The organism is Paraburkholderia sp. (assembly GCF_036488795.1).
Lineage (GTDB): Bacteria > Pseudomonadota > Gammaproteobacteria > Burkholderiales > Burkholderiaceae > Paraburkholderia.
This window is the reverse complement of record NZ_DASXHA010000145.1, coordinates 1-26,702: the sequence shown is the minus strand read 5'-3', so window position 1 is coordinate 26,702 and position 26,702 is coordinate 1. Positions and strand designations below refer to the sequence as shown.

Annotated in this window: 24 protein-coding genes and 1 riboswitch; of the genes, 8 read left to right on the top strand and 16 right to left on the bottom strand. The window is 64.0% G+C overall.

Annotation, left to right across the window (positions count from 1 at the left end):
- From VGH41_RS21635 to VGH41_RS21615, 5 genes are all read right to left on the bottom strand, one after another.
- Window positions 1-176, bottom strand: a 176-nt coding sequence (locus tag VGH41_RS21635) for an ATP-binding cassette domain-containing protein (RefSeq protein ID WP_331599625.1), incomplete at its 3' end; no start/stop codon positions are given.
- Window positions 177-274: 98 nt separating this feature from the next.
- Window positions 275-1,375, bottom strand: a complete 1,101-nt coding sequence (thiE, locus tag VGH41_RS21630) for a thiamine phosphate synthase (RefSeq protein WP_331599619.1) — start codon at window positions 1,373-1,375, stop codon at window positions 275-277.
- Window positions 1,372-2,187, bottom strand: a complete 816-nt coding sequence (locus VGH41_RS21625) for a thiazole synthase (RefSeq protein ID WP_331599618.1) — start codon at window positions 2,185-2,187, stop codon at window positions 1,372-1,374. Before VGH41_RS21625 ends, thiE begins: the two co-directional genes overlap by 4 nt.
- 38 nt (window positions 2,188-2,225) lie before the next feature.
- A complete protein-coding gene (gene thiS, locus VGH41_RS21620; RefSeq protein WP_331599617.1) occupies window positions 2,226-2,423 on the bottom strand; it encodes a sulfur carrier protein ThiS in 198 nt (65 codons plus the stop codon).
- Between the two features lie 88 nt (window positions 2,424-2,511).
- Window positions 2,512-3,660: an FAD-dependent oxidoreductase gene (locus VGH41_RS21615; protein ID WP_331599616.1), complete on the bottom strand. Its 1,149-nt coding sequence runs from the start codon at window positions 3,658-3,660 to the stop codon at window positions 2,512-2,514.
- A 197-nt stretch (window positions 3,661-3,857) separates the two neighbouring features.
- Window positions 3,858-3,969: riboswitch (TPP riboswitch) on the bottom strand.
- 406 nt (window positions 3,970-4,375) lie between these two features.
- On the opposite strand from VGH41_RS21615, the gene VGH41_RS21610 reads away from it, so the two are divergent.
- From VGH41_RS21610 to VGH41_RS21595, 4 genes are all read left to right on the top strand, one after another.
- Window positions 4,376-6,127, top strand: a complete 1,752-nt coding sequence (locus VGH41_RS21610; protein WP_331599615.1) for an ABC transporter ATP-binding protein/permease — start codon at window positions 4,376-4,378, stop codon at window positions 6,125-6,127.
- A 326-nt stretch (window positions 6,128-6,453) separates the two neighbouring features.
- Window positions 6,454-6,903, top strand: coding sequence for a hypothetical protein (locus VGH41_RS21605; RefSeq protein WP_331599614.1), 450 nt, complete (start codon window positions 6,454-6,456; stop codon window positions 6,901-6,903).
- Between the two features lie 115 nt (window positions 6,904-7,018).
- Entirely contained in the window at window positions 7,019-7,588 is a 570-nt protein-coding gene (locus VGH41_RS21600; RefSeq protein ID WP_331599624.1) for a hypothetical protein, read from the top strand.
- A gap of 120 nt (window positions 7,589-7,708) precedes the next feature.
- Window positions 7,709-8,455 carry a response regulator gene (locus tag VGH41_RS21595; protein WP_331599613.1) on the top strand — a complete coding sequence of 249 codons (747 nt, stop codon included), beginning with the start codon at window positions 7,709-7,711 and terminating at the stop codon, window positions 8,453-8,455.
- A gap of 127 nt (window positions 8,456-8,582) precedes the next feature.
- Here VGH41_RS21595 and VGH41_RS21590 read toward each other — a convergent pair whose 3' ends face one another.
- From VGH41_RS21590 to VGH41_RS21575, 4 genes are all read right to left on the bottom strand, one after another.
- Entirely contained in the window at window positions 8,583-9,251 is a 669-nt protein-coding gene (locus tag VGH41_RS21590; protein WP_331599612.1) for a flagellar basal body L-ring protein FlgH, read from the bottom strand.
- Between the two features lie 83 nt (window positions 9,252-9,334).
- Entirely contained in the window at window positions 9,335-10,063 is a 729-nt protein-coding gene (locus VGH41_RS21585) for a hypothetical protein (protein WP_331599611.1), read from the bottom strand.
- 6 nt (window positions 10,064-10,069) lie between these two features.
- Window positions 10,070-10,267, bottom strand: a complete 198-nt coding sequence (locus VGH41_RS21580) for a DUF6726 family protein (protein ID WP_414696696.1) — start codon at window positions 10,265-10,267, stop codon at window positions 10,070-10,072.
- Window positions 10,268-10,283: 16 nt separating this feature from the next.
- Window positions 10,284-10,454: a hypothetical protein gene (locus VGH41_RS21575; RefSeq protein ID WP_331599610.1), complete on the bottom strand. Its 171-nt coding sequence runs from the start codon at window positions 10,452-10,454 to the stop codon at window positions 10,284-10,286.
- Window positions 10,455-10,876: 422 nt separating this feature from the next.
- Here VGH41_RS21575 and VGH41_RS21570 point away from each other — a divergent pair, with 422 nt between their 5' ends.
- Entirely contained in the window at window positions 10,877-11,617 is a 741-nt protein-coding gene (locus VGH41_RS21570; RefSeq protein ID WP_331599609.1) for a response regulator, read from the top strand.
- The gene (locus VGH41_RS21565) at window positions 11,614-12,915 is read left to right on the top strand and encodes an ATP-binding protein (protein WP_331599607.1); all 1,302 of its coding nucleotides are present in this window, start codon (window positions 11,614-11,616) and stop codon (window positions 12,913-12,915) included. Before VGH41_RS21570 ends, VGH41_RS21565 begins: the two co-directional genes overlap by 4 nt.
- A gap of 136 nt (window positions 12,916-13,051) precedes the next feature.
- Here VGH41_RS21565 and VGH41_RS21560 read toward each other — a convergent pair whose 3' ends face one another.
- The 5 genes from VGH41_RS21560 to VGH41_RS21540 form a co-directional block, all read right to left on the bottom strand.
- On the bottom strand, window positions 13,052-13,996 hold the full coding sequence (locus VGH41_RS21560; RefSeq protein WP_331599606.1) for a tyrosine-protein phosphatase: 945 nt from the start codon (window positions 13,994-13,996) through the stop codon (window positions 13,052-13,054).
- 520 nt (window positions 13,997-14,516) lie between these two features.
- Window positions 14,517-15,071 (bottom strand): RNA 2',3'-cyclic phosphodiesterase, encoded by a 555-nt coding sequence (thpR, locus tag VGH41_RS21555; RefSeq protein ID WP_331599604.1) that lies wholly within the window; start codon window positions 15,069-15,071, stop codon window positions 14,517-14,519.
- Between the two features lie 192 nt (window positions 15,072-15,263).
- Window positions 15,264-16,730, bottom strand: coding sequence for a glutamate synthase subunit beta (locus tag VGH41_RS21550; RefSeq protein ID WP_331599603.1), 1,467 nt, complete (start codon window positions 16,728-16,730; stop codon window positions 15,264-15,266).
- Window positions 16,731-16,830: 100 nt separating this feature from the next.
- Window positions 16,831-21,534, bottom strand: a complete 4,704-nt coding sequence (locus tag VGH41_RS21545; RefSeq protein ID WP_331599602.1) for a glutamate synthase-related protein — start codon at window positions 21,532-21,534, stop codon at window positions 16,831-16,833.
- Between the two features lie 291 nt (window positions 21,535-21,825).
- Window positions 21,826-22,533 carry a transposase gene (locus VGH41_RS21540; protein ID WP_331599600.1) on the bottom strand — a complete coding sequence of 236 codons (708 nt, stop codon included), beginning with the start codon at window positions 22,531-22,533 and terminating at the stop codon, window positions 21,826-21,828.
- Window positions 22,534-22,722: 189 nt separating this feature from the next.
- Between VGH41_RS21540 and VGH41_RS21535 the strand changes: the two genes are divergently transcribed.
- Both VGH41_RS21535 and VGH41_RS21530 read left to right on the top strand, forming a co-directional pair.
- The gene (locus tag VGH41_RS21535; RefSeq protein WP_331599599.1) at window positions 22,723-23,445 is read left to right on the top strand and encodes an OmpW/AlkL family protein; all 723 of its coding nucleotides are present in this window, start codon (window positions 22,723-22,725) and stop codon (window positions 23,443-23,445) included.
- Window positions 23,446-23,766: 321 nt separating this feature from the next.
- Complete coding sequence (locus VGH41_RS21530; protein WP_331599598.1) at window positions 23,767-24,144, top strand: DUF883 family protein; 378 nt, start codon at window positions 23,767-23,769, stop codon at window positions 24,142-24,144.
- Between the two features lie 223 nt (window positions 24,145-24,367).
- On the opposite strand, the gene VGH41_RS21525 is transcribed toward VGH41_RS21530, so the two are convergent.
- Both VGH41_RS21525 and aroB read right to left on the bottom strand, forming a co-directional pair.
- Complete coding sequence (locus tag VGH41_RS21525) at window positions 24,368-25,588, bottom strand: deoxyguanosinetriphosphate triphosphohydrolase (RefSeq protein ID WP_414696695.1); 1,221 nt, start codon at window positions 25,586-25,588, stop codon at window positions 24,368-24,370.
- 49 nt (window positions 25,589-25,637) lie between these two features.
- A partial coding sequence (gene aroB, locus VGH41_RS21520; RefSeq protein WP_331599597.1) for a 3-dehydroquinate synthase occupies window positions 25,638-26,702 on the bottom strand: 1,065 nt, incomplete at its 5' end.

Genomic DNA, 26,702 nt, shown 5'->3' with positions numbered 1-26,702 from the left:
CGTACAAGGCCGCCGATCAGACGCAGCACGGTGGTCTTGCCGCACCCCGAGCCGCCCATGACCGCCACCACCTGACCGCGCTGGAAGCGCAGGTTCAGGTTCGACAGGACGAGCCGGTCGCCATAACCGAAGTCGACGTCGCGAAGCTCGAGAAGGGTCTCGGAGGAGGAAGGCACGAAGCTGACAATCCTTTTACACGGAAGGCCGAATTATAGGGCCATCGTGCAAAAGCTGCCGTGACGCGCCCAGTCCCCAGTGAGAGGGGACAACGGGATTATGGCGTAAACCCTTGCTGCATCGCAGTTACGGCGGCAGCCGGATCGGCGGCCTCCGTCACCGCCCGCACGACGGCCGCGCAGCCGACGCCGGTTGCCAGCACTTGCGGCAGCACCTGCTGGTCGATCCCGCCGATCGCCACCAGCGGCAACACGCCGTCCAGCAGCCGGACATAGCGCGCAAGCCGCGCCAGCCCTTGCGGCGCGGTGGGCATCACCTTGGTGGTGGTCGCGAACACCGCGCCGAGCGCAATGTAGCTGGGCCGGAAGTGCAACGCGGTGAGGATCTCGTAGTAGCCGTGCGTCGACAGACCGAGGCGAATTCCCGCCGCGGCGAGGCTCGCAAGGTCGGCCGTGTGCAGGTCTTCCTGGCCAAGGTGGACGCCATAGGCACCCGCATCCAGAGCGGCCTGCCAGTGATCGTTGATGAACACCTGAGCCTCGTGCTGACGCCCCGCCGCCACGCAGCGGGCGATTTCCTGCGCCAGCTCGCCCGGCTGCGCAGTCTTGCGGCGCAACTGGACCGTCTTCACGCCGTAGCCGACCACCCGCTCCACCCACTCGGCGGTGGGCAAGACCGGGTACAGGCCGAGGCGCTCAGGGCAGCGCGCGAACGGCTGCACGGGCGCCGCTGGCAAGCCGGCCACCCGCGGAAAGCGCGTCAGGTCGACCGGCCAGGCATCGTCGCTGGCGCTTTCATCGCCGTCGCGCCAGGCGAGCGCGAGCACCAGCGCATCATGAGGTGCAAAGCCGCAATCGAGAAACGCGGCGAGCGCGGCAATCCAGTCTTCGGCCAGCTGGCCTTCCAGCGCGTAGCGTTGGCCACCCAGATGCAGCGTGACTCGCCCCGCGGCCGCTTCGATCACGCCCGCGCCCTGCACCTGCCAGCGCGCTACCTGCTCGCCATGCTGCTCCCCATCGGCGACGATGATCAGGTCGCCGCCATTCGCGTCGTCCGGCGCGGTCAGGCAGATGCGCCACGGCGAGTGGCTCGGCGGCCAATCGCCGAGGCTGGCGCGGATGCGCTCCGCGGCTTCGGTGAGTTCGTCAGCGGGCGGCCAGAACAGGTCGCGGCCCGACAGCGGCAAAGTTTGCGTCATGCGGCGCTCCCATCCTGATGCCAGAACGGCATGCCGACTACCGGCGTGCTCGCATGGGCGGTTTCACGTTCGGCCATCGGACCGGCGAGGTAGGCCTGCCGCCCTGCCTCGACACCCAGCGCGAATGCGCGGGCCATCGCGTCGGGATGGGTCGCCTGCGACACCGCGGTGTTCAGCAGCACGCCGTCGAAACCCCATTCCATGACCTGGGCCGCGTGGGACGGCACGCCAAGGCCCGCATCGACGATCAGCGGCACGTCCGGCAGCCGCTCGCGCAACACGCGCAGGCCATACGGATTGATGACGCCTTTGCCCGTGCCGATCGGCGCGCCCCACGGCATCAACGCCTCGCAGCCGGCGTCGAGCAGACGGCGGCCGATCACCAGGTCTTCCGTGCAGTACGGCAGCACCTTGAAGCCGTCCTTCACGAGCCGCGCGGCAGCTTCGATCAGGCCGACCGGGTCGGGTTGCAGCGTGTAGTCGTCGCCGATCAGCTCCAGCTTGATCCAGTCGGTTGCGAACACTTCACGTGCCATGTGCGCGGTCGTGACCGCTTCGCTGACGCTCTGGCAGCCGGCCGTATTGGGCAACAGCGGCACACCGTGGCGTTTGAGCAGATCGAAGAAGCCGGCTTCGGCGCCGCCCTCGTTCATCTGACGGCGCAGCGCAACGGTGACCATGCCGGGCTTCGCCGCGCCGATCGAATCGGACAAGGACTGCAGCGACGGATAGCGCGATGTGCCGAGCAGCACACGGCTTACGAAGGTTTCGCCGTATAGCGTAAGGGCGTCGGCGGGAGTGGGAGAGCTCATCTGATGATCCTTGCCTGAGGCAACGTGCGGCCGTTTATCTAGCCGCCGGCGACGGGTTGTACGACGTCGAGCTTGTCGCCCGTTTGCAGCGCGCGGGCCGCATGCTGCGCGCGCGCGACGAAATCGCCGTTCAGCGCGACGGCAAACGGCGGACGCGCGCCGAAGGCGGCGAGCGCGTCAGCGACGGTCGCGCCTTCCGGCAGCGACAACGGCTTCTGATTGATGTGAATGTTCATGGTGTTCAGATACGTGTTCGATCTTTAGCGCGGGTACGCCGGGTAGAGGGCATGCCGCATGCGGACACCCTGCGTTTTGCCGCAACGCTCATGCCGGCACCCGCGGCCGGGCCGCGCGGTCGAGTTCGCCCAGCTGGAACAGTTCGCTCCAGCGCGCATCGCGCCGCCAGTCGGCGAAGCCGTCGGCGTCGCCGATACGTCCTTCGAGCAGCGCGGCGGCGAAGCGAACGGCTTCGTCGGCGACTTCCGGCACGATCATGTAGCCGTGCCGGTACAGGCCGTTCACGCGCAAGGTCTGCGCGCCGTCCCACACCAGCGCGGGACGGTGGTCCGGCAAGGTCGGTCGGCACTGCGAATTCAATTCGAGTATGCGCGCCTCGCCGAAGCCCGGATGGACCGAGAACGCCGCGCTCAACAGCTCCAGCGCGGAACGCACGCTGACGGGCGACATGTCCTCGCCTTCCACTTCGGTGGCGCCAATCACATACAAATCGTTCTGCTTCGGTGCGATATACAGCGGATAGCGCGGGTGCAGCAGGCGCACCGGGCGGCTGAGCGTGATGCCGGGCGCATGCACGCGAGCCACCTCGCCGCGGATGCCGCGCAACGCCGGCAACACAGCCTTGGCGCCGAGGCCGCGGCAATCGATCGTCACGCGTGCCGCAGGCAGTGCTTCATCACTGACCGGCGTGTTCCAGTGCGTTTCCACACCGCGCCCGGCGAGACCCGCGGCCAACGCGCTGAGCACCTGACGATTGTCGAGTTGTCCTTCGTGTGGCAACAGCCAGCCTTGAGCGAAGCGTCCGGCCAACGCCGGTTCGGCTGCGCCCACCTGATTGCCCGACAGCGTGACGAAACCGCCATCCAGCAACTCAGCCGGCGCGTTCGAGCGCACCCGGCGTTCGAACAGCGGCGCTTCGGTGCGGTCCGCGTGATGCCAGACGACCAGGGTGCCGTTCCGCTGAAAAAACACCGGCTCCGGGAGCTCGGCCAGCAGTTTGGGCCATGCGTCAAGCGAGGCTGCGCCAAGACGGGTGATCAGCAGCTCGGCACTGGCCGCTTCGGCGAGCGGCGCCAGCATCGCAGCGGCTACCCACGCGGCGGCTTGCGAACCGGCGGCGTCGCCGCGCTCGTACAGCGCCACGCGATGCCCCGCGCCGGCCAGGCGCCACGCAACGAGCCGGCCGCACAAGCCACCGCCGATGACGGCGAAATCCGGTTGAGCGAACGCGTTCATTGACATCCCGCCTGGGCGCTCAACGCGCAATACACCGCGAGGGAATCAACGAAGCAATAAACTGAAGAATGAGCGGTCATCGTTTCCTTTCCGTACGGCAACAGGCGCACGTACCCAAGGACGAAACCGGCGGGCGAGGCCGGCCGGACAAGTACGCACCCATTGAGGGATGCTGCCCGGCGGAGAAATGGAAGCATGACTGACTTCCGGAAACTTCCCGCGCCGGTATTACCCGGATCGGGTGCAAAGGGTCTCTCTCAGCCTCACCGCGGCGTGCAGCCCGCATGCAAAGCACCCCTGTTTCGTCGAAAGGTCATTAGACCATAAAACGCCGGACAGCCGCAAACCGGCGGGGCGGCCTTCCGGGGGCGGCGATCCGTGCATCGCGTGGCACCAGCGTCCATGGCGCGACGCGGCCAGCCCTCATGCAAATCCAGGCGAGCGTCCAATTCGATGCGAACGCACTTGCCGGTCTGGCACAATGCAACGATCGGATGCCTGCGCGAGGCGTCGCGCACCTGAACGCCTCACGCGTTTGCACTGCGCCGCTCTGCCGCGTCAGGCATTAATTTTCGCTTAAGGCGTTCGCGCCAGAATCGCACGGTTACTTCCCGGGCACGCTGCCCGGGAAGCAATCGCAGTGCCGGATTACCGGCCCACATGGGCCTGCCCAGACGGGCCAGCCCAAATGGGCCAGCATTTCTTCAGGATGGTCATGACACCCAATACCTCTCCCGCCAGCACGCCAGCGCCGGACGAAAAAGTCTCCGCCTGGAGTCTGATCAAGCCCTATTGGGTCTCTGAAGAATGGAAGATCGCATGGTCGCTGCTGATTGCGATCATCGCCATCAATCTCACCAACGTCTGGCTGAGCGTCAAGTTCAACACCTGGAACGGCGAGTTCTACAACGCGCTGCAGGCCAAGAACGTGCACGACTTCCCACACCTGATGATGGTGTTCTCGGTGATCGTGTTCGCCATGATCATCCTCTTCGTGTACGGCCGTTATTTGCGGCAGATGCTCGGCTTCCGCTGGCGTCAGTGGCTCACCACCCGCTACCTCGAAGAGTGGCTCGGCGACGGCGCCTTCTACCGCATCGAGCGCGACCGGCTCGCCGACAACCCCGACCAGCGTATCAGCGACGACCTGCAGTCGTTCGCGACCAGCACCTTGTCGCTGTCGCTCGATCTGCTGTCGACGGTCGTCACGCTGATCTCGTTCGTCACCATCCTGTGGGGCCTTGCGGGCGCACTGAGCGTGACGCTCGGCGGCGTGCCGATCACCATTCCGGGTTACATGGTGTGGGTCGCCGCGCTTTACGCGCTGGGCGGTTCGTTCTTCATCCACAAGCTCGGTCACCCGCTCGTTTCGATCACGTATCAACAACAGAAAGTTGAGGCGGATTTCCGTTTCGGCCTGATCCGGGTGCGCGAAAACGCCGAACAGATCGCCTTCTACGATGGCGAAGCGACCGAGCGCGCCAATGCACTGAACGTCTTCCAGCGCATTCGCGACAACTGGTGGCGCGTCATGAAGTACACCAAGCGCCTGAGCTTCGTGCTGAGTTTCTACGGCCAGATTGCGATCATCTTTCCGATTGCGGTCGCCGCGCCGCGCTACTTCGCCGGCGCTTTCACGTTCGGCGTGCTGATGCAGATCCAGAACGCCTTCGGCACCGTCAGCGATTCGTTCTCGTGGTTCATCAACAGTTACGGCAGCCTGGTCGACTGGCGCGCTACCGTGAACCGTTTGCGCGAATTCAAGCGGGTCGTGCATGCGTCGCATCTGAAAGAGTCCGTTTCTCCGGCCACGGCGCATGGCGGCATCAATCTGCATTTCGTCGACGCCGACACGCTCACCACCGACGGCCTCACGCTCGCGCTACCGAATGGCGAAGCGCTCTCGCAGATCCGCGATATCTCCATCAACCCGGGTTCGCGCTGGCTGGTGCGCGGGCCGTCCGGTTCCGGCAAGAGCACGTTGATGCGCGCGCTGGCCGGACTGTGGCCGTTCGGCGACGGCTCAATCGACGCGCCGGTGAACGCGCGCATGATGTTCATTCCGCAGCAAAGCTATATGCCGATCGGCACGCTGAAGGCAGCGCTCACCTATCCGTCCTCGGCCGACACCTATACCGACGAAGAATGCCGCGAAGCGCTGCGCACCTGCCGCCTCGACGCCTATGCGGACCGTCTGGAAGAATCGGCGCACTGGGCGCGCGTCATGTCGCCGGGTGAACAGCAGCGTCTCGCGGGCGCGCGCGTGCTGCTGCACAAGCCCGACTACCTGTTCCTCGACGAGGCCACCAGCGCGCTCGACGCAGCGAACGAAGCGCGCCTCTATCACCTCTTCACGGAACGGCTGCCGCAGGCGGCCATCGTCAGCGTCGCGCACCGCGAATCGCTCGCGGCATTCCACGAAGAAACGCTCGAGGTCGAGCGCGCAGGCGAAGCGGTCGCCGCCTGAGCGGCGCGGTCGCCCGATCGCGTCGTCCGGGTCACGGGTGCCGGCTTCGGCACCCGTGGCCCGCACCCCACTCCGGCCTGATTCCAGGCCTCGAAAGATCCTGAAATACGCGACAACGGTTTGCAAGGATTTGCGGACCGTTCGGGTTGTTCCGTGCTTTGAAAACGGCCCTGTGCGGCGACGATTGGCAGGCGGGCTCACCATGAGCGGATGAGCGGATCAGCAGTTCATCGCTCTCGAAGCCCGCGTGTTATTCACCGTTACCGGACTTCCCGCACATGTCGATCGATCGCAGCATCCATCACTTGACCCAACGACTCACGCGGATGAGCCGTTCCATTGCCACCGCCGCACCCGTCGCACTCGGCGCGACAGCCCTGCTACTGTCTGCCGGCGCCTACGCGGCGCAAGATTCGCAAGCCGCGGAGCCGGCGGACGTCTGCCCGGCACTGACACACATCGTCGCTTCCACCGATTTCAAACAGTTGCACGATGAACCCGAGGCAAGCCTGCCGGGCGTCGACAGCACCGACGCCTGCCGCGCCAACGCCACCGCGTACGACTGCCACTGGCGCGCGCACTGGCCGGCCGACGGCGTGGTGAGCGATCCTCTCGAAGAGCTGGGCGCGGATATCGCCGCATGCTTTCCGAACGTCGTGCATGACCTGAACACCCCCACCCGGCAGCATTTCATCGTGACCGACGGCAAGCGCCGCGTGAGCGTCACGGCCAGCGTGCAAGGCACCAACGAATTGCGTTTGCGCGTCACGCGCTAAGCGTGCTGCTCCCGCATTTCATTTTCGACCAGACAGGTCAAGGCATCGCATCGTGATCGGCTCGCGCACCCTCGCCCTCCCCGCCGTCCAGTGGACCAACCTGTTTCCGCGGTTTGTGCGGCGACGGTGCTACACATGGGCGGCGACGGCGCTGGTGTTGTGCATCGGGCTGAACGGCTGCGCATGGACCCTCATCACTGCCGCCGACGCCACCGGCTCGGTAATTCAGGCCGGCTATGCCATTGCGTCGAACTACTCGTCGCCTACTTTCGTCAACGGCGAACCGGCTGCCGTGAGCACGGTGTGCATCGAAGTGAACCAGACGGTATCGGTCGGCGACTTCGTCCCCGCGTTGCAGCTCGCGCTGAACCGGCGCGGGGTCCGCTCGACCGTCTACAACCCGGGCACCTCGCCCGCCAGTTGCGAAGCGCGGCTCGTCTACAACGCGTCGGTCGACTACGGCCAGCGCGAGTTCAGCGACACGCCGACGCAATATCTTGCCGTGATCGACCTGACACTGATCCAGCAAGGGCGCGTCCTCATCACCGCCCGCTATCAGACCGGCGAACTCGGTCTGGACCGCTTTTCGAATGCGTCCACCAAGCTCAACGGCATGATCGACAAGATGGTGGTCAACCGGCAGGATTTGCGTCCGCAAATCATCCAGACCTCGCAGATCAACTGACGGCGACACCGCACGAGGCGGCATCAGACTTCCGTTGATGCTTGCCTGCCATTACCCGGGAAAGGTTTCGAAAGCATTGCGCGCTATCAGCGCAGGAACGTATCTTTTAAGATCGTCGCAATGAACCAATCCATTCTGGTCGTCGACGACGACCCCGTCGTGCGCGACCTCGTGCGCGAATATCTGCAAGGACGCGGCTACGCGGTGAGCGTGCTCGAGCACGGCATGGCGTTGCAGCGCAAGCTGCAGGACGAACGCCCCGCGCTGGTGGTGCTCGATATCATGATGCCCGAGCTGGACGGCATCAGCGCATTGCGCGCGTTGCGCCTCGCCGGCGACGACATTCCCGTGATCCTGCTGACAGCGCGGGCCGATGTGATCGACCGCGTGATTGGTCTCGAACTCGGCGCCGACGATTATCTCGGCAAGCCGTTCGAACCAAGCGAACTGGTCGCGCGGATCCGCACCGTGCTGCGCCGCCGTGGCGCGATTGCGCCGGGTGCGCCGGAAAATCGCGCGCCGTATCGCTTTGGCCGCTTCGAGGTGAATTTCCCGGCGCGCGAATTACGCCGCGACGGCGAGCGCATTCCGCTGCGCTCGAGCGAATTCGCCATGCTCAAGGTGTTCGTCACGCACGCGATGACGGTGCTCACCCGCGCGCAGTTGCTCGAAAAGCTGCACGGCAATAGCGAGGCGCACCGCAACCGGAGTCTCGACGTATCCATCTGGCGTCTGCGCCGTCTGATCGAAGTGGACCCTTCCGAGCCGCGCTATGTGCAGACGGTATGGGGACGCGGCTACGTGTTCGTGCCGGACGGCGAAATCGGCGCGGCCGAACGCTGCGCACCGGCGCTGGGCGACGCGTAACGCGGCTGGGTCGTCGCTGCGCGACTGGCCGCACGGCTCATGCATGGCTGACTTCGCGCGCAGTCCGGCTCGGCCGGTCTGCGTGCAACGTCGTCGCCAAGGCAGTCAAGCCCAGAGAGTCCGAAGCTCAGAACGTCAACACGCTCAGGAACAGGTGCTGCAGCCAGCCTACCGTCGTCGCATCGCTGATGATGCCTTGGCCGGCCTGCTCGATGCGCGCGTTCGCGACCTTGCTCGACGACACAAAGTTGCCGAGGCCGATGTCCTTCGGATTGACGATGCCCGACAGTCTCAGCCGATCGTGATTGCCGTTCTGCGCAATCAGCTTCTCCCCCGACACCAGCAGATTGCCGGTCGGCGTCGTGCCGATCACCGTAACCGCCAGCGTGCCGTTCATGCCGTTCGCGTCGGTCATGCTGCCCTGCCCCGTGAAGCTGGTACTCGCCGAGCCGATGTTGAACAGGCGGGCCAGCCGCGCCGCGGTACCGGTCGATTGGTCCGCGGCGGTCGCCGTGATGCTGCTCGAGCGGTTGGCCGTCGTATTGGCGCTGCTGTTGCCGCTATACGACTCGGACAGCACGATGGTCAGCACGTCGCCGATATGCTGCGCGCGCGGCGTTTCATAGAGCTGCAGCGACGCGCCGGCCTGGTAGATGGCACCCTGCGAATTGACGTTGAGCGGCGCGCTGGTGAGCGGCGGCATCATCGGTGTGCTGACGATCGAATCCTGATGGCCGGCGCAGGCGGCAAGCCATAGCGCCGCCGTGAGTGTGGCCGTGAGGCGTAGCGTGGTCATGGAAATTCCTTCGCCGGAGGGAAATGAGGCGGATGAGTGCCGGGTCGAATCTGCTTTGCAGTGCTGGTTCATTGGCCGTTGCCTCAGCCCGCTTCGGCACTGCTCGCCTGCCATTGCCGGACCAGCGATTTCATCCAGGCATCCGGGTCTTTCAGCAGATAGGTGAGCGTGCCGTTGTGCGTCGACGGCAAAAAGCACAACGTGATCGAACTGACGGCGTTTTCCCACACGTACACCGGTAACGCGCCGTTCGCCGGCGCGTCGGTTTTCGTCACGAGACGCGGCTCGCCGTAGCGCGCAGCCAGCGCGTTGCGCAGATCGCCGGCCGTCACCTCGTTGATGACGAACGAGATCTCGAACAGACGCAACCCGCTCTGCTGATTGGCACGCGCGAAACGCAGCACGTGATCCTCGGCCGGCGCGCCGTCGACCACCGCTTGCGACACCGTCCAGCCCGCGGCTGAACGGTGCGCCCAGCGGCAGGCCACGGTCAGGCTCTCACCGGTCTTCAGACTCATGCCGAGCGAACCGGCCAGCACGTCCGTCTCGCAGATCGGCACGCTGCCGACGGGCGTGGCGCGCACGGTCGAACCGGCGCGAAACTCGTCGAGCGTAATGCCGAGCGGAATGCCGCGAAACTCGAACGGCTTGTCGGCAGCGCGCCGGCGCTCGTCGGCCTCGTAGTGTTTGACCGCCGTGACTTCCCGCGCCGCCGGATCCGCATGCGCGACGGACGAAGTCACAGCGAACAGCGCCCAGACAAGCAAACGTGACAGCCTGCCGGCGAACGGTCGGAGCGGTTGGGAAGTCATGATGGATCAGTCAATCGCGGCGGCACATGCGTTGAATGGGGTAGCTGCGGCGTGTCCTACGGCCGGAACAATGTCCAGGGTCGCAGCCGCCAGCCGGCAGGGCAGTGCCGCGACCCCGCAGCCGTCCAGCTGCAGGACGAGCACGCCAAGCGCGAGCCAGCTGGTCGCACGCAAACACCGTTTGAAAACAGTCTGAATTGACACGTCGAGCCTCAAGAGGTCAGGCGGTCGTGTTGACGTGATTGCCGACCAGACCGCCCGGCGCGACAGGCGCAGGAGCTTCGGCGGGAGGCATTTCCGGAGCGGCCGTGTTGACCGTCGGCAAGGCTGGCGGCTTCGGGCGCGCAACGGGCGGAACAGAGGTGGGACGGAGAGTGTTCTGGATAGTCATGGTGTGCCTCGCGTGACTTGAGATCCTGATTCGAGAACCGCACCATCCGGACACCAGAGGAAACCACTGCGCCTCGAGGCCAGTCAATGCGGCGGCGATGTACTACGGCTCGAATCATCACGCGGCGAGTGCGTGCACGATGCACGAAGGAAAGCGCGCTTTTCAGCGGTTCTTACGAGCGGTTTCGATTGCCCGCAAATCCTTTCAGGCGAGGGGCGATGGTAAGCAATGGCGGCCGCGATGCGCCCCCAAATCTGTGCCTGGGATGGGCCCCTTACACGCGGAAAACCGGACGGCCGGCATTGCAGGGCGCGGCTTTGCGCCGGATACGGCGAGGCCGCCCCGGGGCGCTCCGTTAGCGCGTAAGTGTTGGTAAGAAAACAGTCGGCCGTTTGCCGGGCGCGCCAGTCTAGAATTTCGCCATGAATCCACAGGTCCTTATTGTCGACGACGACCCGGTTGTACGCGATCTGCTTTGCCGCTTTCTGCAATCGAACGGGTTCGATGCTTCCGTGCTCCACGACGGCACACATTTGCAACGCCGGCTCGAACGAGAGCGGCCTTCGGTCGTCGTGCTCGACATCATGATGCCGAACACCGACGGCCTGCGCGCGCTCACTGCGCTGCGCGCAGCCGGCGACGACATTCCGGTGATCTTCGTGACGGCGCGCGGCACCGTGGCGGACCGCATCGTCGGACTGTCGATGGGCGCCGACGATTATCTGACCAAACCCTTCGATCCGCGCGAACTGCTCGCCCGCATCCAGACGGTGCTGCGCCGGCGCGGGCCGTCCACCACGAGCGCGCCCGAAGCCCGCAAGCCGTATCGCTTCGGGCCGTTCGAACTCGACTTCGCCACGCGTACGCTGTCGCGCGACAACACGCGGCTCGCGCTGCGCGACAGTGAGTTCGCGCTACTGAAGATTTTCGTCAACAATCCGTACAAGGTACTCTCGCGCGTGCTGATCCACGATCTGATCCACCGCGACAACCTCGCCTTTCGCGACCGCAGCCTCGATGTGCCGATCTGGCGGCTGCGCCGGGTGATCGAAGACGATCCGTCCAGCCCGTGCTATGTGCAGACGGTGCGCGGCAAGGGCTACGTCTTCGTGCCCGATGCCGATGGCACGCCCTTCTCGATCGAGGCTGCGGCCGACTCATGAAAAACCCGTTGAACACGCTGTTCGGCAGAATGGCGTTGCTCTCGACGGCGGTATTGTTGGCAATTCAGGCTGGCTGGTTCGTCCTCGTCGTCATGCAGCCGCCTCACCACGAAGTGGACGGCTTTGCGCGCGGCATCCTGCTGATGCTGCAGGCGGCCAATGGTGAACCCGTGCAGAGCGCGGATCTCGCGCCGGCCATGCGCGTGCATCTGGTGCCGACCTGGAACATGCCCGCCAGCATTCATCTGCGCGAGCCCACCCAAAAGCAGTTCGTCGAACTGAGCCAGCACTTGCGCCCGCGCCTGCCTGCCGGCACCCAGATCGAAGTCGACGACGCGCGGCCGCCGCGCCTGTGGGTGCGCTTTCCCGGCAAGTCGCTGTGGGTCGTGGTGCCGGTGGATATTCCGCCGCGCCCGCGCTTCATCATCGAAACGGTTTCGATGCTGGTCGCCGCAGTCATCCTGTCGTTGCTGGCCGTGTGGCAAATGCAGCGGCCGCTCACGCGCGTCGCGCAAGCCGCGCGCGCGTTCGGTTCGGGCGGCCGTCCTGAGCCGGTCAACGTGCAAGGCCCACGCGAGCTGCGCGACCTGATTGGTTCATTCAACGACATGATGCGGCGCCTGAATGAAGCCGGTGACGACCAGGCGGTGATGCTGGCCGGCGTCGCGCACGACCTGAAGGCGCCGCTCACGCGGCTCAAGCTGCGCGCAAGCGTGCTGGTAGCGGAAAACGAGCGCGCCGGTCTGATCCGCGATGTCGATTCGCTGACCAATATCGTCCAGCAGTTTCTGGAGTTTGCCGGGCAGTCCGCGGATGCCGGGCCGCCCGTCGAAGTGGAAGCTTTCCTGCGCGAACAGTTCAGCGCCGCCGATGCGGCCGACCCGTTCGATCCGGCCGAAGCGGACACCGAAGCGCCACTCTTCAGTCTCGATCTGCGTGCGGGTCCACATTTCACGCTGCCGCGCACGCTGCTGGACCGGCTGGTGACGAATCTGGTCGACAACGCGCTCGAACACGGCGCGCCCCCGGTCGACATTGCGACCGCGTCTGACGACGGGCACTGGATCGTGAGCGTGCGCGATCATGGCCCGGGCATCCCCGACGATCGCATCGCCGCGGCGATGAAGCCGTTTGTGCGGCTCGACGCGGCACGTGGCGGCGAGGGCCACTGCGGCCTGGGACTCGCGATCGTGGCGCGGCTTGCACACGATCGCGGCGGCCGCTGCGACGTGTTCAATCATCCGGACGGCGGCTTGTGCGTGCGCATCGCACTGCCTGTCGGACACGCGCTCGCGTAACACTGGTTCGCACTTACGCAGTCTTACCGGGAGGGCTTGTGGTGTGCGCGCGCACGTATAGTCTGCGCGGGCTTCCTCGATGGCCCCTCTTGCGGTCTGCCCTGCTCCTGCTGGGCGGGCCGCTTTTTTTGCCGGCCTAGCTGACGAGGCGATCGTGCAACGTGTCGATGATCGACTGGGACAAGCCGAGGCCCATCGTCAGATAGCTCGACATGGTGCCGTAGCTGGACTGCACCTGATCGAAGCCCGCTTGTAGAAAACTTTCCTGAACGCCGAATAGCGGCGCGTCCGACGTCGCCGCCGCGGCACCGTCCTGAGTCTGGATCGCCGCGATTTGCGCGTTGATCGATGCTGCCGAATACGTATTCGTCAGAAGATAGTCTTGCATGATGATGTCGAACGGCACATTCGCGATGCTCAGCAGAATGGCCGCGACCCAGCCGGTGCGATCCTTGCCGGCGCTCGAATGAAACAGCTGAACGCCAGGTGTGTTCGCCAGTTGCGACAACAGTGCGCCGAAGGCCGCCCGTTGTGCCGCGCCGAGGACGTAATCGCGCTCCGCGCTTTCCATCCAGGCGAGCACGCCGTCTTGCATGTCGGCCGGCGGCATGACTTCGTCCGGCGTGCCCGTTACGTTGATGTTCAGATAGGCCGCGCCGACCGGCATGACATCGGCCGTGCGCGCAATCTCGCCGGGCGTGCGCAGGTCGTAGACACTCGCAATCTTCAGTGTCTCGATCAGCGCCTTGTCCGCCGCGCTCAAGGTCAGCGCATTCGAGCGGTAGAACACGCCGCGCCGCACCTGTCGGCCATCGACGGTCTGATAACCGCCGCCTGCTCCGCCGACGTCGCGGAAGTTGTCCACCGAAGCAAGCCGCGGCGTGTCGGGCAGATCCGCGGACGCGCCGCCCCCGCCGCACGCCGACAACAACGCGCTGCCGAGTCCGGACATGAAGAGCACGCTCGCCGTGCCCTTCAGAAACGCACGGCGCGACCCTGGTTCGGCGGCCGTCACGACGCCTGGCCGGTAAGTCTGGGCCGAGCCTGTGGCAGGTGAACGAAGCTTCGCGGTGAAATCCATTGAATGTATTGGTATGGGCGCTTTCGCTTCAGGTCGAACGGAGCGGCAGAGAGTGGTCAGCGCCGCGGCGAAGTGTACCGGGCAGAACTCACTGATGGGTTACAAGGTAGGAGTCTGTAAGGGACGGAAATTGGGGCGCCGCGGGCGGCGGCGTGCTGTTGGTTTTTGGCCTTTTTTTGATTTGCTTTTGGTCTGTTGGTGTTGCGCCTGCGCTGGATGCCTTACGGCGTTGGCCTTTCCTTGTTGTCTTAGCGGTTTATTAGCTTCGCCCCTGTGCGGGGCGGCACCTACTTTCTTTGCCGCCGCAAAGAAAGTAGGCAAAGAAAGCGGGCTCACACCGCCAGCCCCTGGTTGGCCCCCGCTGGAACCGCCTCACAGTGGTCCGAGACAAGATCGTCTCTCGCACAGCCCCCGTTCGTGACACAGGGCTCATTCATCCCGCCTACGCACTCCGTGCGTGGCGGTTGGGTTTGCCCCCGCCGTTACCTCGCTGAGCTCGGTTTTTTGTGTTCTCTTTCTCTCACCGTAGTGCCGTAGTCGCCAGCGCCTGGTAGCGCGCGCCGTGCCTCGCCAGCGTGCTCGAGTACAGGATCAGGGATTCGAAGCTCGCCAGTAAATTCTCCGGCGGCTGCCTGGCGTGGTCCACCGCCGCCGCGTCTCGTCCGAAGCGCGCCAGCGTGATGTGCGGTCGGAACGCGCGAGCATCCACCGGTAAGCCCTGCTCGACCATCAGCGATCGCACCGCCCCGTCGAGCGTCGCAAACTCGTCCGACATCGCCAGCGTCGCCACCGTCAAGCGCGGACGCGCCGCGCCCGGCCAGTGCTCGATCGACAGCACCCGCGTCGGCGTCAGCGGTACGCTGCGCCCCGCCAGCGCAGCCGCCAATGCGCCGCCCTGCGCAAGTGTCAACGAACCAATGAAGGCCACCGTCAGATGCAACTGGTCGTACGGCACGCGGCGCGCGCTCAAGGCGACCGGCAACGCCGCCAAAGCGTCACGCGTCGCGGTGTCCGGCGCCAACGCGATGAAACAGCGCTGCCAGCCTTCCATTCCTGACGTCTCCGTGGCTCGCATCGTGGCGTCGCTCCTCGTTCAAATCCGGCCCGACCGGATATTATCCGCGGCCTGCCTCACCACCGCCCGCCCAATAAAAAGGCCGGGTCGCCCTCGCGGGTGCCCGGCCCTCGTTACCGCCTTATCGTCTCCACCTTGTCCTGCAACGGTTTTCATGTCCCGGCACGCGCGGCGCGGGACCTGAACGAAGACTTAGCGCGGCAGCTCCGAATGCCCCATCAGGAACGCATCCACCGAGCGCGCACACTGACGTCCTTCACGGATCGCCCATACCACCAGCGACTGGCCACGCCGCATATCGCCCGCCGTGAACACCTTGTCCACCGACGTGTAATACGCCTTGTCGCCCTCGGTCGAGGAACGCACGTTGCCGCGCGCATCCTTGTCGACGCCAAACGCTTCGAGCACCGGCGACACCGGTTGCGTGAAGCCCATCGCCAGCAACACCAGGTCGGCCTTCATTTCGAATTCGGAGCCCGGCACTTCCTGCATCTTGCCGTCCTTCCATTCGACGCGCACGGCAATCAGCTTCTCAACCTTGCCGTTCTTGCCCTCGAAACGCTTGGTCGCCACCGCCCAATCACGCTCGCAGCCTTCCTCGTGCGAGGACGACGTGCGCAGCTTCACCGGCCAGTACGGCCACACCAGCGGCTTGTTCTCTTCTTCGGGCGGCTGCGGCAGCAGTTCGAACTGGGTGACGCTCTTCGCGCCATGACGATTCGACGTGCCCACACAATCAGAACCCGTATCGCCGCCGCCAATCACCACCACATGCTTGCCCTTGGCGAGCAACTGGCCGGTGAGCTTGTCGCCCGCATTGACCTTGTTCTGCTGCGGCAGGAATTCCATTGCGTAGTAGATGCCTTCCAGCTCGCGGCCCGGCACCGGCAGATCGCGCGGCGTTTCCGAACCGCCCGACAGCACCACCGCGTCGAACTGCTCTTTCAGTTCAGCCGGCGTGACGGTTTCTTTCGCCGTGTTGCCGATGTGCGCCGGCAGCGGATCCTTGCCGATGAACACATTGGCGCGGAACGTCACGCCTTCCGCTTCCATCTGCCGCATGCGGCGGTCGATCAGCCACTTTTCCAGCTTGAAATCAGGAATGCCGTAACGCAGCAAACCGCCGATCCGGTCGTTCTTTTCGAACACCGTCACATCGTGCCCCGCGCGCGCGAGTTGCTGCGCGACTGCGAGACCCGCGGGGCCCGATCCGACCACCGCGACCTTCTTGCCGGTCTTGTGCTTCGGCGGCTGCGGCTCGACCCAACCTTCGGACCATGCCTTGTCGATGATCGCGTGCTCGATCGACTTGATACCGACAGGATCGTCGTTGATGCCGAGCGTGCACGCGGCCTCGCACGGTGCCGGACAGATGCGGCCCGTAAACTCCGGGAAATTGTTCGTGGAGTGCAGCACTTCGATCGCGTTCTTCCAGTCCTGATGGAACACCAGGTCGTTGAAGTCCGGGATGATGTTGTTCACCGGGCAGCCGTTGTTGCAAAACGGAATGCCGCAGTCCATGCAACGTGCGCCTTGAATCTTCGCTTCGTCGTCGGTCAGTGCCGCAACGAATTCCTTGTAGTGCTTCACACGCGTGAGCGGAGCTTCGTACGCCTCGTGGCGGCGTTCGAACTCGAGAAAACCGGTTGCCTTGCCCATGTGGTTCTCTTATCTATCTGTACAGGTGGGGGTATCGGTGCCCGCCGCACACGAGGGCGGCGGGACCGTCATCTAAAGGGTTTCGCTGATGGCTTGAGCTTTACGCGGCGAGCACTTCCTTGCTCGCCTTCTTCGCAGCCATTTCTCCCAGCGCGCGCTTGTATTCGGTCGGGAAGATCTTCACGAACTGACGGCGCGACGCATCCCAGTTTTCGAGCAGTGCCTTGGCACGCGGCGATCCGGTGAACTGGAAATGACGCTCGATCAGGCCCTTGAGCAGCACTTCGTCCGTTTCGCCTGCATGCCAGAGGCCCTTGTCGACCGTGCGCTCCTGTTCGGCCTGCTGCAACACCGGTTCGAGCGCGACCATCGACTTGTTGCACTTGCCCGCGAACGTGCTGTCCGGATCGAACACAAACGCGATGCCGCCCGACATGCCGGCCGCGAAATTCCGGCCCGTTTCGCCGAGCACCACCACCGTGCCGCCCGTCATGTATTCGCAACCATGATCGCCGGTGCCTTCGACCACCGCCGTGGCGCCCGAGTTACGCACGCAGAACCGCTCGCCTGCGACGCCGCGGAAGAACGCTTCACCCTCGATCGCGCCGTACATCACCGTGTTGCCGCAGATGATGTTTTCTTCCGACTTGCCGCGGAAATCGTTAGTCGGACGAATGATGATGCGGCCACCCGACAGGCCCTTGCCGACGTAGTCATTGCCGTCGCCGACCAGATCCAGCGTCACGCCCTTCGCAAGAAACGCGCCGAAGCTCTGACCGGCCGTGCCCTTCAACTGGATGTGGATCGAGTCGTCGGACAGGCCGTCATGGCCGTACTTCCTGGCGATCATTCCCGACAGCATCGCGCCGACCGTACGGTTCACGTTGCGCACCGGCTGGATGAACGAGACATGCTCGCCCTTCTCGATGGCCGCCCTGGCCTTCTCGATCAGCGTGTGGTCGAGTGCCTTCTCGAGGCCGTGGTCCTGCACATCCACGTGCTTGCGTGCGACTTCCGCCGACACTTGCGGCAGATAGAACACGCGCGAGAAGTCCAGACCCTTCGCCTTCCAGTGCTCGATGCCCTTCTTCATGTCGAGCAGTTCAGCGTGGCCGATCAGGTCGTCGAACTTGCGGATACCCAGTTGCGCCATGATTTCGCGCGCTTCTTCAGCCACAAAGAAGAAGAAGTTGACGACGTGTTCCGGCTGGCCCTTGAACTTCGCGCGCAGCACCGGGTCTTGCGTGGCGACGCCGACCGGGCAGGTGTTCAGATGGCACTTGCGCATCATGATGCAGCCCTCGACGACGAGCGGCGCCGTCGCAAAGCCGAATTCGTCCGCCCCGAGCAGCGCGCCGATCACCACGTCGCGGCCGGTCTTCATCTGCCCGTCGGCCTGCACGCGAATACGACCGCGCAGCTGGTTCAGCACCAGCGTTTGCTGCGTTTCGGCGAGACCCAGTTCCCACGGCGTGCCCGCGTGCTTGAGCGAGGACAGCGGCGACGCGCCCGTGCCGCCGTCATGACCGGCGATCACGACGTGATCCGCCTTCGCCTTTGCCACACCGGCTGCCACCGTGCCGACGCCCGATTCCGAAACGAGCTTCACCGAAATGCTGGAAGCCGAGTTCACGTTCTTCAGGTCGTGGATCAACTGCGCCAGATCTTCGATCGAATAGATGTCATGGTGCGGCGGCGGCGAGATCAGGCCCACGCCCGGCACCGAGTAACGCAGCTTGCCGATGTAGTCGGACACCTTGTGACCCGGCAACTGACCGCCTTCGCCCGGCTTCGCGCCCTGCGCCATCTTGATCTGGATCTGATCAGCCGAAGCCAGGTATTCCGCCGTCACGCCGAAACGGCCCGACGCCACCTGCTTGATCTTCGAGCGCAGCGAGTCGCCATCCTTCAGCGGGATGTCGACGATCACTTCGTCGCCGATCACCGACTTCATCGTGTCGCCGTTCTTGATCGGAATGCCGCGCAGTTCGTTGCGATAACGGTTCGCGTCCTCGCCGCCTTCACCGGTGTTCGACTTGCCGCCAATGCGGTTCATCGCGATGGCGAGCGTGGCGTGAGCTTCGGTGCTGATCGAGCCGAGCGACATCGCGCCCGTCGCAAAACGCTTGACGATATCCTTCGCCGGTTCCACTTCGTCCAGCGCAATTGCCCTGGTCGGATCGAACTTGAACTCGAACAGGCCGCGGAACGTCATGTGACGCTTCGTCTGATCGTTGATCAGATGGGCGTATTCCTTGTACGTCTGATACGAGTTGCTGCGTGCCGAGTGTTGCAGCTTGGCGATCGCATCCGGGGTCCACATGTGTTCTTCGCCGCGCACGCGGTACGCGTACTCGCCGCCGGCATCCAGCATGGTGGCCAGTACCGGGTTGTCGCCGAACGCCTCGCGGTGCAGACGGATCGCCTCTTCCGCGACGTCGAACAGGCCAATCCCGCCGACCTTCGACGAAGTGCCCTTGAAGTACTTCGTGACCAGATCTTCCGCGAGTCCGACGGCTTCGAAAATCTGCGCGCCGGTGTAGGACATGTAGGTCGAAATGCCCATCTTCGACATGACCTTCTGCAGGCCCTTGCCGACTGCCTTGGTGAAGTTGTAGACCGCCTTCTCCGCCGACAGGTCGCCCTTCAGGCCGGCCGCCATCTGCGCCAGCGTTTCCATGGCGAGGTACGGGTGCACGGCTTCCGCGCCGTAGCCCGCGAGTAACGCGAAGTGATGCGTCTCACGTGCCGAACCGGTTTCGACGACGAGACCCGCGCTCGTACGCAGACCGTGCTGCACGAGGTGCGTGTGGATTGCGGCCGTGGCGAGCAGCGCCGGGATCGCGACGTTGTCGCGGTCGGTCCTGCGGTCCGACACGATCAGCATGTTGTAGCCGGACTTCACTGCATCCACGGCTTCCGCGCACAGCGAAGCCAGACGCGCTTCGATGCCTTCCTTGCCCCATGCCACCGGATAGCAGATGTTCAGCTCGTACGAGCTGAACTTGCCGCCGGTGTATTGATCGATGGCACGGATCTTCGCGATGTCCTTGAAGTCGAGCACGGGCTGCGACACTTCGAGACGCATCGGCGGGTTGATGTTGTTCGTGTCCAGCAGGTTCGGCTTCGGACCGACGAACGACACCAGCGACATCACCATGTTTTCGCGGATCGGGTCGATCGGCGGGTTCGTCACCTGGGCGAACAGCTGCTTGAAGTAGTGATAGAGCGTCTTGTTCTTGTTGGACATGACCGCCAGCGGCGAATCGTTGCCCATCGAGCCGACGGCTTCCTCGCCGGCTTGCGCCATCGGCGCCATCAGGAACTTGAGGTCTTCCTGCGTGTAGCCGAATGCCTGCTGACGATCCAGCAGCGCCGCGGCTTCGCGGCGTTCCGTGACGACGTCTTCCGCGCTCGGCTCGATTTCGTCGAGCTTGATCCGGACCGCGTCGATCCAGCTCTTGTACGGCTTGGCGTTGGCGAGGTTGTCCTTGAGTTCCTTGTCGTCGATGATGCGGCCGTGCTCCATATCGATCAGGAACATCTTGCCCGGCTGCAGACGCCACTTCTTGACGATCTTCGACTCGGGGATAGGCAGCGTGCCCGCCTCCGACGCCATGATCACGAGGTCGTCGTCCGTGACGATATAGCGCGCCGGGCGCAGGCCGTTACGGTCGAGCGTGGCGCCGATCTGGCGGCCGTCGGTGAAGGCGATGGCGGCGGGGCCGTCCCACGGCTCCATCATCGCGGCGTGGTATTCGTAGAACGCGCGGCGGTTGTCGTCCATCAGTGTGTGCTGTTCCCAGGCTTCCGGGATCATCATCATCATGGCGTGGACGAGCGGATAACCGGCCATCACCAGCAGTTCGAGACAGTTGTCGAACGAGGCGGTGTCCGATTGGCCCGGATAGATCAGCGGCCACAGCTTCGGCAGGTCGTCGCCGAGCACGTGCGACGCGATCGCGCCGGTACGCGCGTTCAGCCAGTTGACGTTGCCCTTCACCGTGTTGATTTCGCCGTTGTGGGCGATCATCCGGTAAGGGTGAGCCAGTTCCCACGCCGGGAACGTGTTGGTCGAGAAGCGCTGGTGCACGAGCGCAAGCGCCGACACGGTACGGTCGTCCTGCAGGTCGCGGTAGTACACGCCGACCTGGCCCGCCAGCAGCAGGCCCTTGTAGACCACCGTGCGTGCCGACATGGACGGCACGAAGTATTCCTTGCCATGCTTGAGCTTGAGCGCCTGGATGCGGTGGCTGGCGGTCTTGCGGATCACGTACAGCTTCCGTTCGAGCGCATCGGTCACCATGATGTCCTTGCCACGCCCGATGAAGATCTGGCGGATCAACGGCTCGCTCGCCTTGACAGTGGGCGAAATGGCCATGGAATGATCGACCGGCACGTCGCGCCAGCCCAGCACGACCTGGCCCTCAGCCTTCACCGTCCGTTCGAGCTCCTGCTCACAGGCCAGCCGCGACGCATGTTCCTTCGGCAAAAAGATCATGCCGACGCCGTACTCGCCGTTGGGCGGCAGCGTCACGCCCTGTTTGGCCATTTCTTCCCGATAGAAGCCGTCCGGAATCTGGATCAGGATGCCGGCGCCGTCGCCCATCAGCGGGTCAGCGCCAACGGCGCCCCGGTGATCGAGATTCTCGAGAATCTTCAGGCCCTGCTGGATGATTTCGTGACTTTTCTTGCCCTTGATGTGGGCAACGAAGCCGACGCCGCAGGCGTCATGTTCGTTTTGCGGGTCATAGAGACCTTGGGCGGCGGGGACCGGGGACGTCGGTTGCTGATGGTCGTTCATGGGGACACCGTCTGTGAGGGGGCCGGGGAAGGCCGTTGAACCATTTTTTGTTGCCCGCAGTGTGTATTGCACCTGCGCAGGCAGTTTGGCGGCGGCACTGGCCGCAACTGCCGGAAATCGGAATATACGCGACGAATCAAGGGAATAGCAAATAAAACGTGATGGTGTGACCCCTATTATCAAGTTGGTGCATTGCACCTATTTTTTAATGGTGCCATATCAATTGGATGGCCAAAAAAGCGGCATGCGATGATGCCGCTTCTTGCACAGAGCTTTGATCCAAAAAGGATTTTATTGGGTCTGCGGGGTTTCCCGAACCTTGCGCGGCCGCCCGCGCGGCAGCGGCGAGACACGCCGGTTCGCCGCCCGCGCGGCCCATTCGCGGTAGGAATCGCTGCCCAGCACCCAACCCTTGAGGGTGGCTTGTTGCAGCTGGCTGGCTTCGCGCTCGTCGAGCGGTTGCTCGCACAGTTCGCGATAGGCGCGCTGCCGTTCGAACGGCGTATTGCCGAGCGACCAGTACAGCGGATGGTCCGTGATCAGACTATCCAGGGTGAGCCCGATGTGATGCCTGTAGCTCGACCAGCGATAGTCCTCGGGCGTGCTCACCAGGCCGAGGCGCACCGGACACATCTCCACCACACGGCTTGCCAGCAGGAAATACCGCTCGCCTTCGATCACCGTTGCGCGATAACGCCCCTCCCACAGGGTGCCGCGCCGCGAGTAGCGCCGGTTGAAGTGTGCGACATAGCGGCGACCGACCGCCTGCATCGCCTTCGGCAAACTCGATTCTTCGGTTGGCGTGACGAGCAATTGCACCGCGCCCGGCATCAGCGCGTAAGCGTGAATAGAGAGGTGATGGTCGCGTGAAGCCGCCTTCAGGCAATCGATGAAGAGTTCGTAATCCTGGTCGTCGACAAATGCGGGCTGTTGATCGAGCCCGCGCAGGATCACGTGTTGCGGCTGGTCGGGGACATAAAGACGTGCGAGCCGTGCCATGCTGGAGTATCCAATAGTCGCGTTGGTATATACCCGAAGGTCCGAAAAGCCGCACGCCCGTACGATTCGGCGGGGCGCGGCTGAGCCAGAAACCACGCGGCGCTTAGGGAGAAAGCTCTAACCGCCGCGTATGGTTTGTTTCAAACGTTGTGTTCATAATGAGCGGGCCTTTTTTGGAGGAGCACATATATGAAATTAAAACAGGCCATGACGGGGATCGCGGCGCTTGCCTGCATGACGGCAGCCCACGCACAATCGGCCGGAAGCTTTTATGTCACGACAGGCTGGCTTCATCTCGCACCCCAGTCCAGTAGTCAACCGCTGAAGGAGACAAACGTTGGCGGTTCACCTGTCAACGCCACACTTCCCAACACCGGCGCCACACTCGATAGCGCCGACACCCTTGGCTTCACCGCTGGCTACTTCGTCACGGACCATATCGCAACCGAATTCGTGATGGGCGTCCCGCCGAAATTCAATCTGGACGGTGCAGCCTCTTACTCGCAATACGGGGTACTCGGTCAAGCAAAACAGTGGAGCCCGACCCTGCTGTTCAAGTACTACTTCAATGCGCCGGAAGCGCGGTTCCGTCCTTTTCTGGGCGTAGGTGTCAGCCGCATCTGGTTTACCGACGAGCACATCACCAATAGTACGTTCCAGGCGCAGGTACTGCATGGTCCGACCACCGTATCTACGGATAGTTCGTGGGAGCCCGTGTTTAATGCCGGTTTCAACTTCAACATCGACCAGCACTGGTTTGCGAGCATCTCGCTGTCCTATCTGCCGCTCAGCACCACCGCCAAGCTGAACACTGCCGCCCAGACGCCCGTCGGAACGCTCAACGTACAGTCGCAGACCAAGATCAGGCTCAACCCGATCGTCAGCTACGCCAGTATCGGTTATCGCTTCTGACAGTACTTCCGGGCACCAGCCCTAAGGTTAGTCGGTTTTTGGGGGCTTGAACAATGCCGTGACGTTATGCGTGACGGCATTTTCATTTTTATGCGGCACAACTGCATGTGGACCGGCGTTTTTGACGGCCTCTTTGTAAATATGACCAAGGCCGCGGCCGGTCCGCCGCAAATTATGCCGCCGCATCGGGACGCCGCCTCGCGCGATGCGGGTTTGCCGCGGATTTGGAGCGTCGTCTGACGTTTGGCATCGAAGTTGCGTGACATGGTGTTTCCCGCGTCGTTATGCGGGGCCCTTTCATCTACCAACGACGGAGCGACCATGACCGCACTACCGAATACGCGAGATGCCCTCGGCGAATCCTGGACTACGACGAGCCGCCGTGCGCGCCGCATCGCGCGTCACAGCCGCCACGCGGCAGAAGACATTGCAGGCGAATTGCGCTCGCTGATGTCCGAGCTCGAAGACACCTTGGCCGACGGCACGCAAGCCGACGCCGTGGCTCTGCGAGCCCAGTTGCGCAAGCGCCTCGATGTGGCGCGCGAACGCCTGAACGACACCCGCGACGCCGTGCGTCAACGCGCCGAGGTCGCGCTCGCGGACGCCGACGAATACGTGCACGAAAATCCGTGGCAGACGATTGCGATCGTGGGCGGCATCGCACTGATTGCCGGCGCCTTGTTTGCGCGCGCCCGCTGAAGCGGCACCCTGCGCTAAAGGCGCACCTCGCGTGGAATGACGGCGTCGGCGTGCTGGTAATGTCGTCGGTGCGCCTTTTGCGCGGCTGCGCTTTTGCGCATTGGATGCTGATCTGATGCGGAGTTTCGGCTCCGGCCTTAAGCGGAGCCGGCTAGACTGCCCTGCGCGAGCCGCGCCGTGGGTTGTCGAACCCCGGCGCCATGATTGAGCGACCTGGCGTGCACTAGTTGTCCGCAATCACGAACAGCCGCTGATACTCCTTGAGCGCATAGCGGTCCGTCATTCCTGCGATGTAGTGGGCAATCAGACGCGGCTGCGTAGCTGCATCCGACGACTGATACGACGGCGGCAGCAACCGCGGATCGTCGGAAAACGCGTCGAACAACCCCACCACCACGCGGCGCGCCTTGTTTGCCATCCGCATCACGCGGTAATGGCGGTAGAGGTTCTTGAAAAGGAAGCGCTTGAGCGCTGCCGCTTGCGCGGCAACCGCTTCGCTGTGCGCGACCAGCGGTGGTGCCGCGCGCACGTCGTCCAGCGAAGCGGGTGCGTGCTGCAGCAGATTGCGGGTCGTCGTGTCGATCAGATCCACGATCAAGGTATTGATGATCCGGCGCACCGTTTCGTGTATCAACCGGCGTCCTTCGATCTGCGGAAAATCATTGCGCGCGGCCTCGTAGTGCATCTGCCACAACTCGACTTGTGCCAGTTGTTCGACGGTGAGCAGACCCGAACGAAGCCCATCGTCGACGTCGTGATTGTTGTATGCGATTTCGTCGGCCACGTTGGCGATCTGCGCCTCGATCGACGGCTGCCGCCCTTCGAGGAAGCGTTCGCCTAGCGCCCCGAGCCGGCGCGCGTTTTCGCGTGAGCAGTGCTTCAGGATGCCTTCGCGGGTCTCGAAGCACAGGTTCAGGCCGTCGAACGCGCCATAGTGCTCTTCCAGATCGTCGACCACGGCGAGACTTTGCAGGTTGTGCTCGAAACCGCCATGCTCGCGCATACAGTCGTTCAGCGCGTCCTGCCCTGCATGGCCGAATGGCGTGTGACCCAGATCGTGAGCGAGCGAAATGGCCTCGACCAGATCCTCGTTGACCCGCAGATTCCGTGCGACGGAGCGCGCAATCTGCGCCACTTCCAGGCTGTGCGTGAGGCGCGTGCGAAACAGATCGCCTTCGTGATTCACGAACACCTGCGTCTTGTATTCGAGGCGACGGAACGCAGTCGAATGGACGATGCGGTCACGATCACGCTGAAACTCGGTGCGGGCGCTGGGCGGCGGCTCGGCATGGCGGCGGCCGCGCGATTGCGCGGAATGGGCCGCATAGGGTGCGAGATGCGCTTCGAGTGCAGCCGGAGTGGGACTCAGGTGCAGAACCGGCGCTGCGCCCGGAGAGGTGGCGCCGGTGCGGTCATTCAGGGTGTCGCTGCGCCTTTCGTTCACCGGTTTCTCCGAATCGTGGGCGGCGCGCCAGGCCCCAGGCTCGCCGCGCTCAGACGGCAGCGGCCAGGGTGGCGTGCACTGCGGCGTCGGGCGCCGGGCCGATCAGCGTCTCACCGAAACGCTTCAGCAGAATGAATTTGATCTCGCCCGCCTCGGCTTTCTTGTCGACGCGCATCAGATCGACATAGCGCGATTCGCCCAGCGCCGGGGCGCGCGTGGGCAGATGCGCGGCCGTAATCACGTCCACGAGGCGCTTGCGTGCCGCTTCGTCGAGATGACCGAGACGCACCGAGAGATCCGCCGCCATCACCATTCCACAGCCGACGGCCTCGCCATGCAGCCACTCGCCATAGCCGAGCCCGGCTTCGATTGCGTGACCGAAGGTATGACCGAAATTGAGGATGGCGCGCAAACCGCCTTCGCGTTCGTCCGCGGCCACCACTGAGGCCTTGATCTCGCACGAGCGCTTGACGGCTTGCGCGAGCGCCTGCGGCTCGCAGCCATTGAGCGCTTCGACGTTCGCCTCGATCCAGTCGAAGAAAGCGGCGTCGGCAATCGCGCCGGTCTTGATGACTTCGGCGACGCCGGCAGCCAGTTCGCGCGGCGGCAGCGTACGCAACGCGCCGATGTCGGCGATCACCGCCTGCGGCTGATAAAACGCGCCGATCATGTTCTTGCCGAGCGGATGATTGATGCCGGTCTTGCCGCCCACCGACGAATCCACTTGCGCCAACAACGTGGTGGGCACCTGAATGAACGGCACTCCCCGCATATAGCAGGCGGCGGCAAATCCCGTCATGTCACCGATCACCCCGCCGCCGAGCGCGATCAGCGTGGTCTTGCGGTCGGCCCGCGCGCCCAGCAGCGCGTCGAAGATCAGATTGAGCGTTTCCCAGTTCTTGTACGCCTCGCCATCCGGAAGCACGACCGTGGAGACCTGCTTGCCGAGCGGCGCAAGCGCCTCGCGCAGCGTGTCGCCGTAGAGCGGATCGACGGTGGTATTGGTGACGATAGTGACGGACGAACCGGCGATATGCGGCGCAAACAGCGCCGTTTGACCGATCAGGTCGGTGCCGATATGAATGGGGTAGGCGCGATCGCCCAGTTCGACATT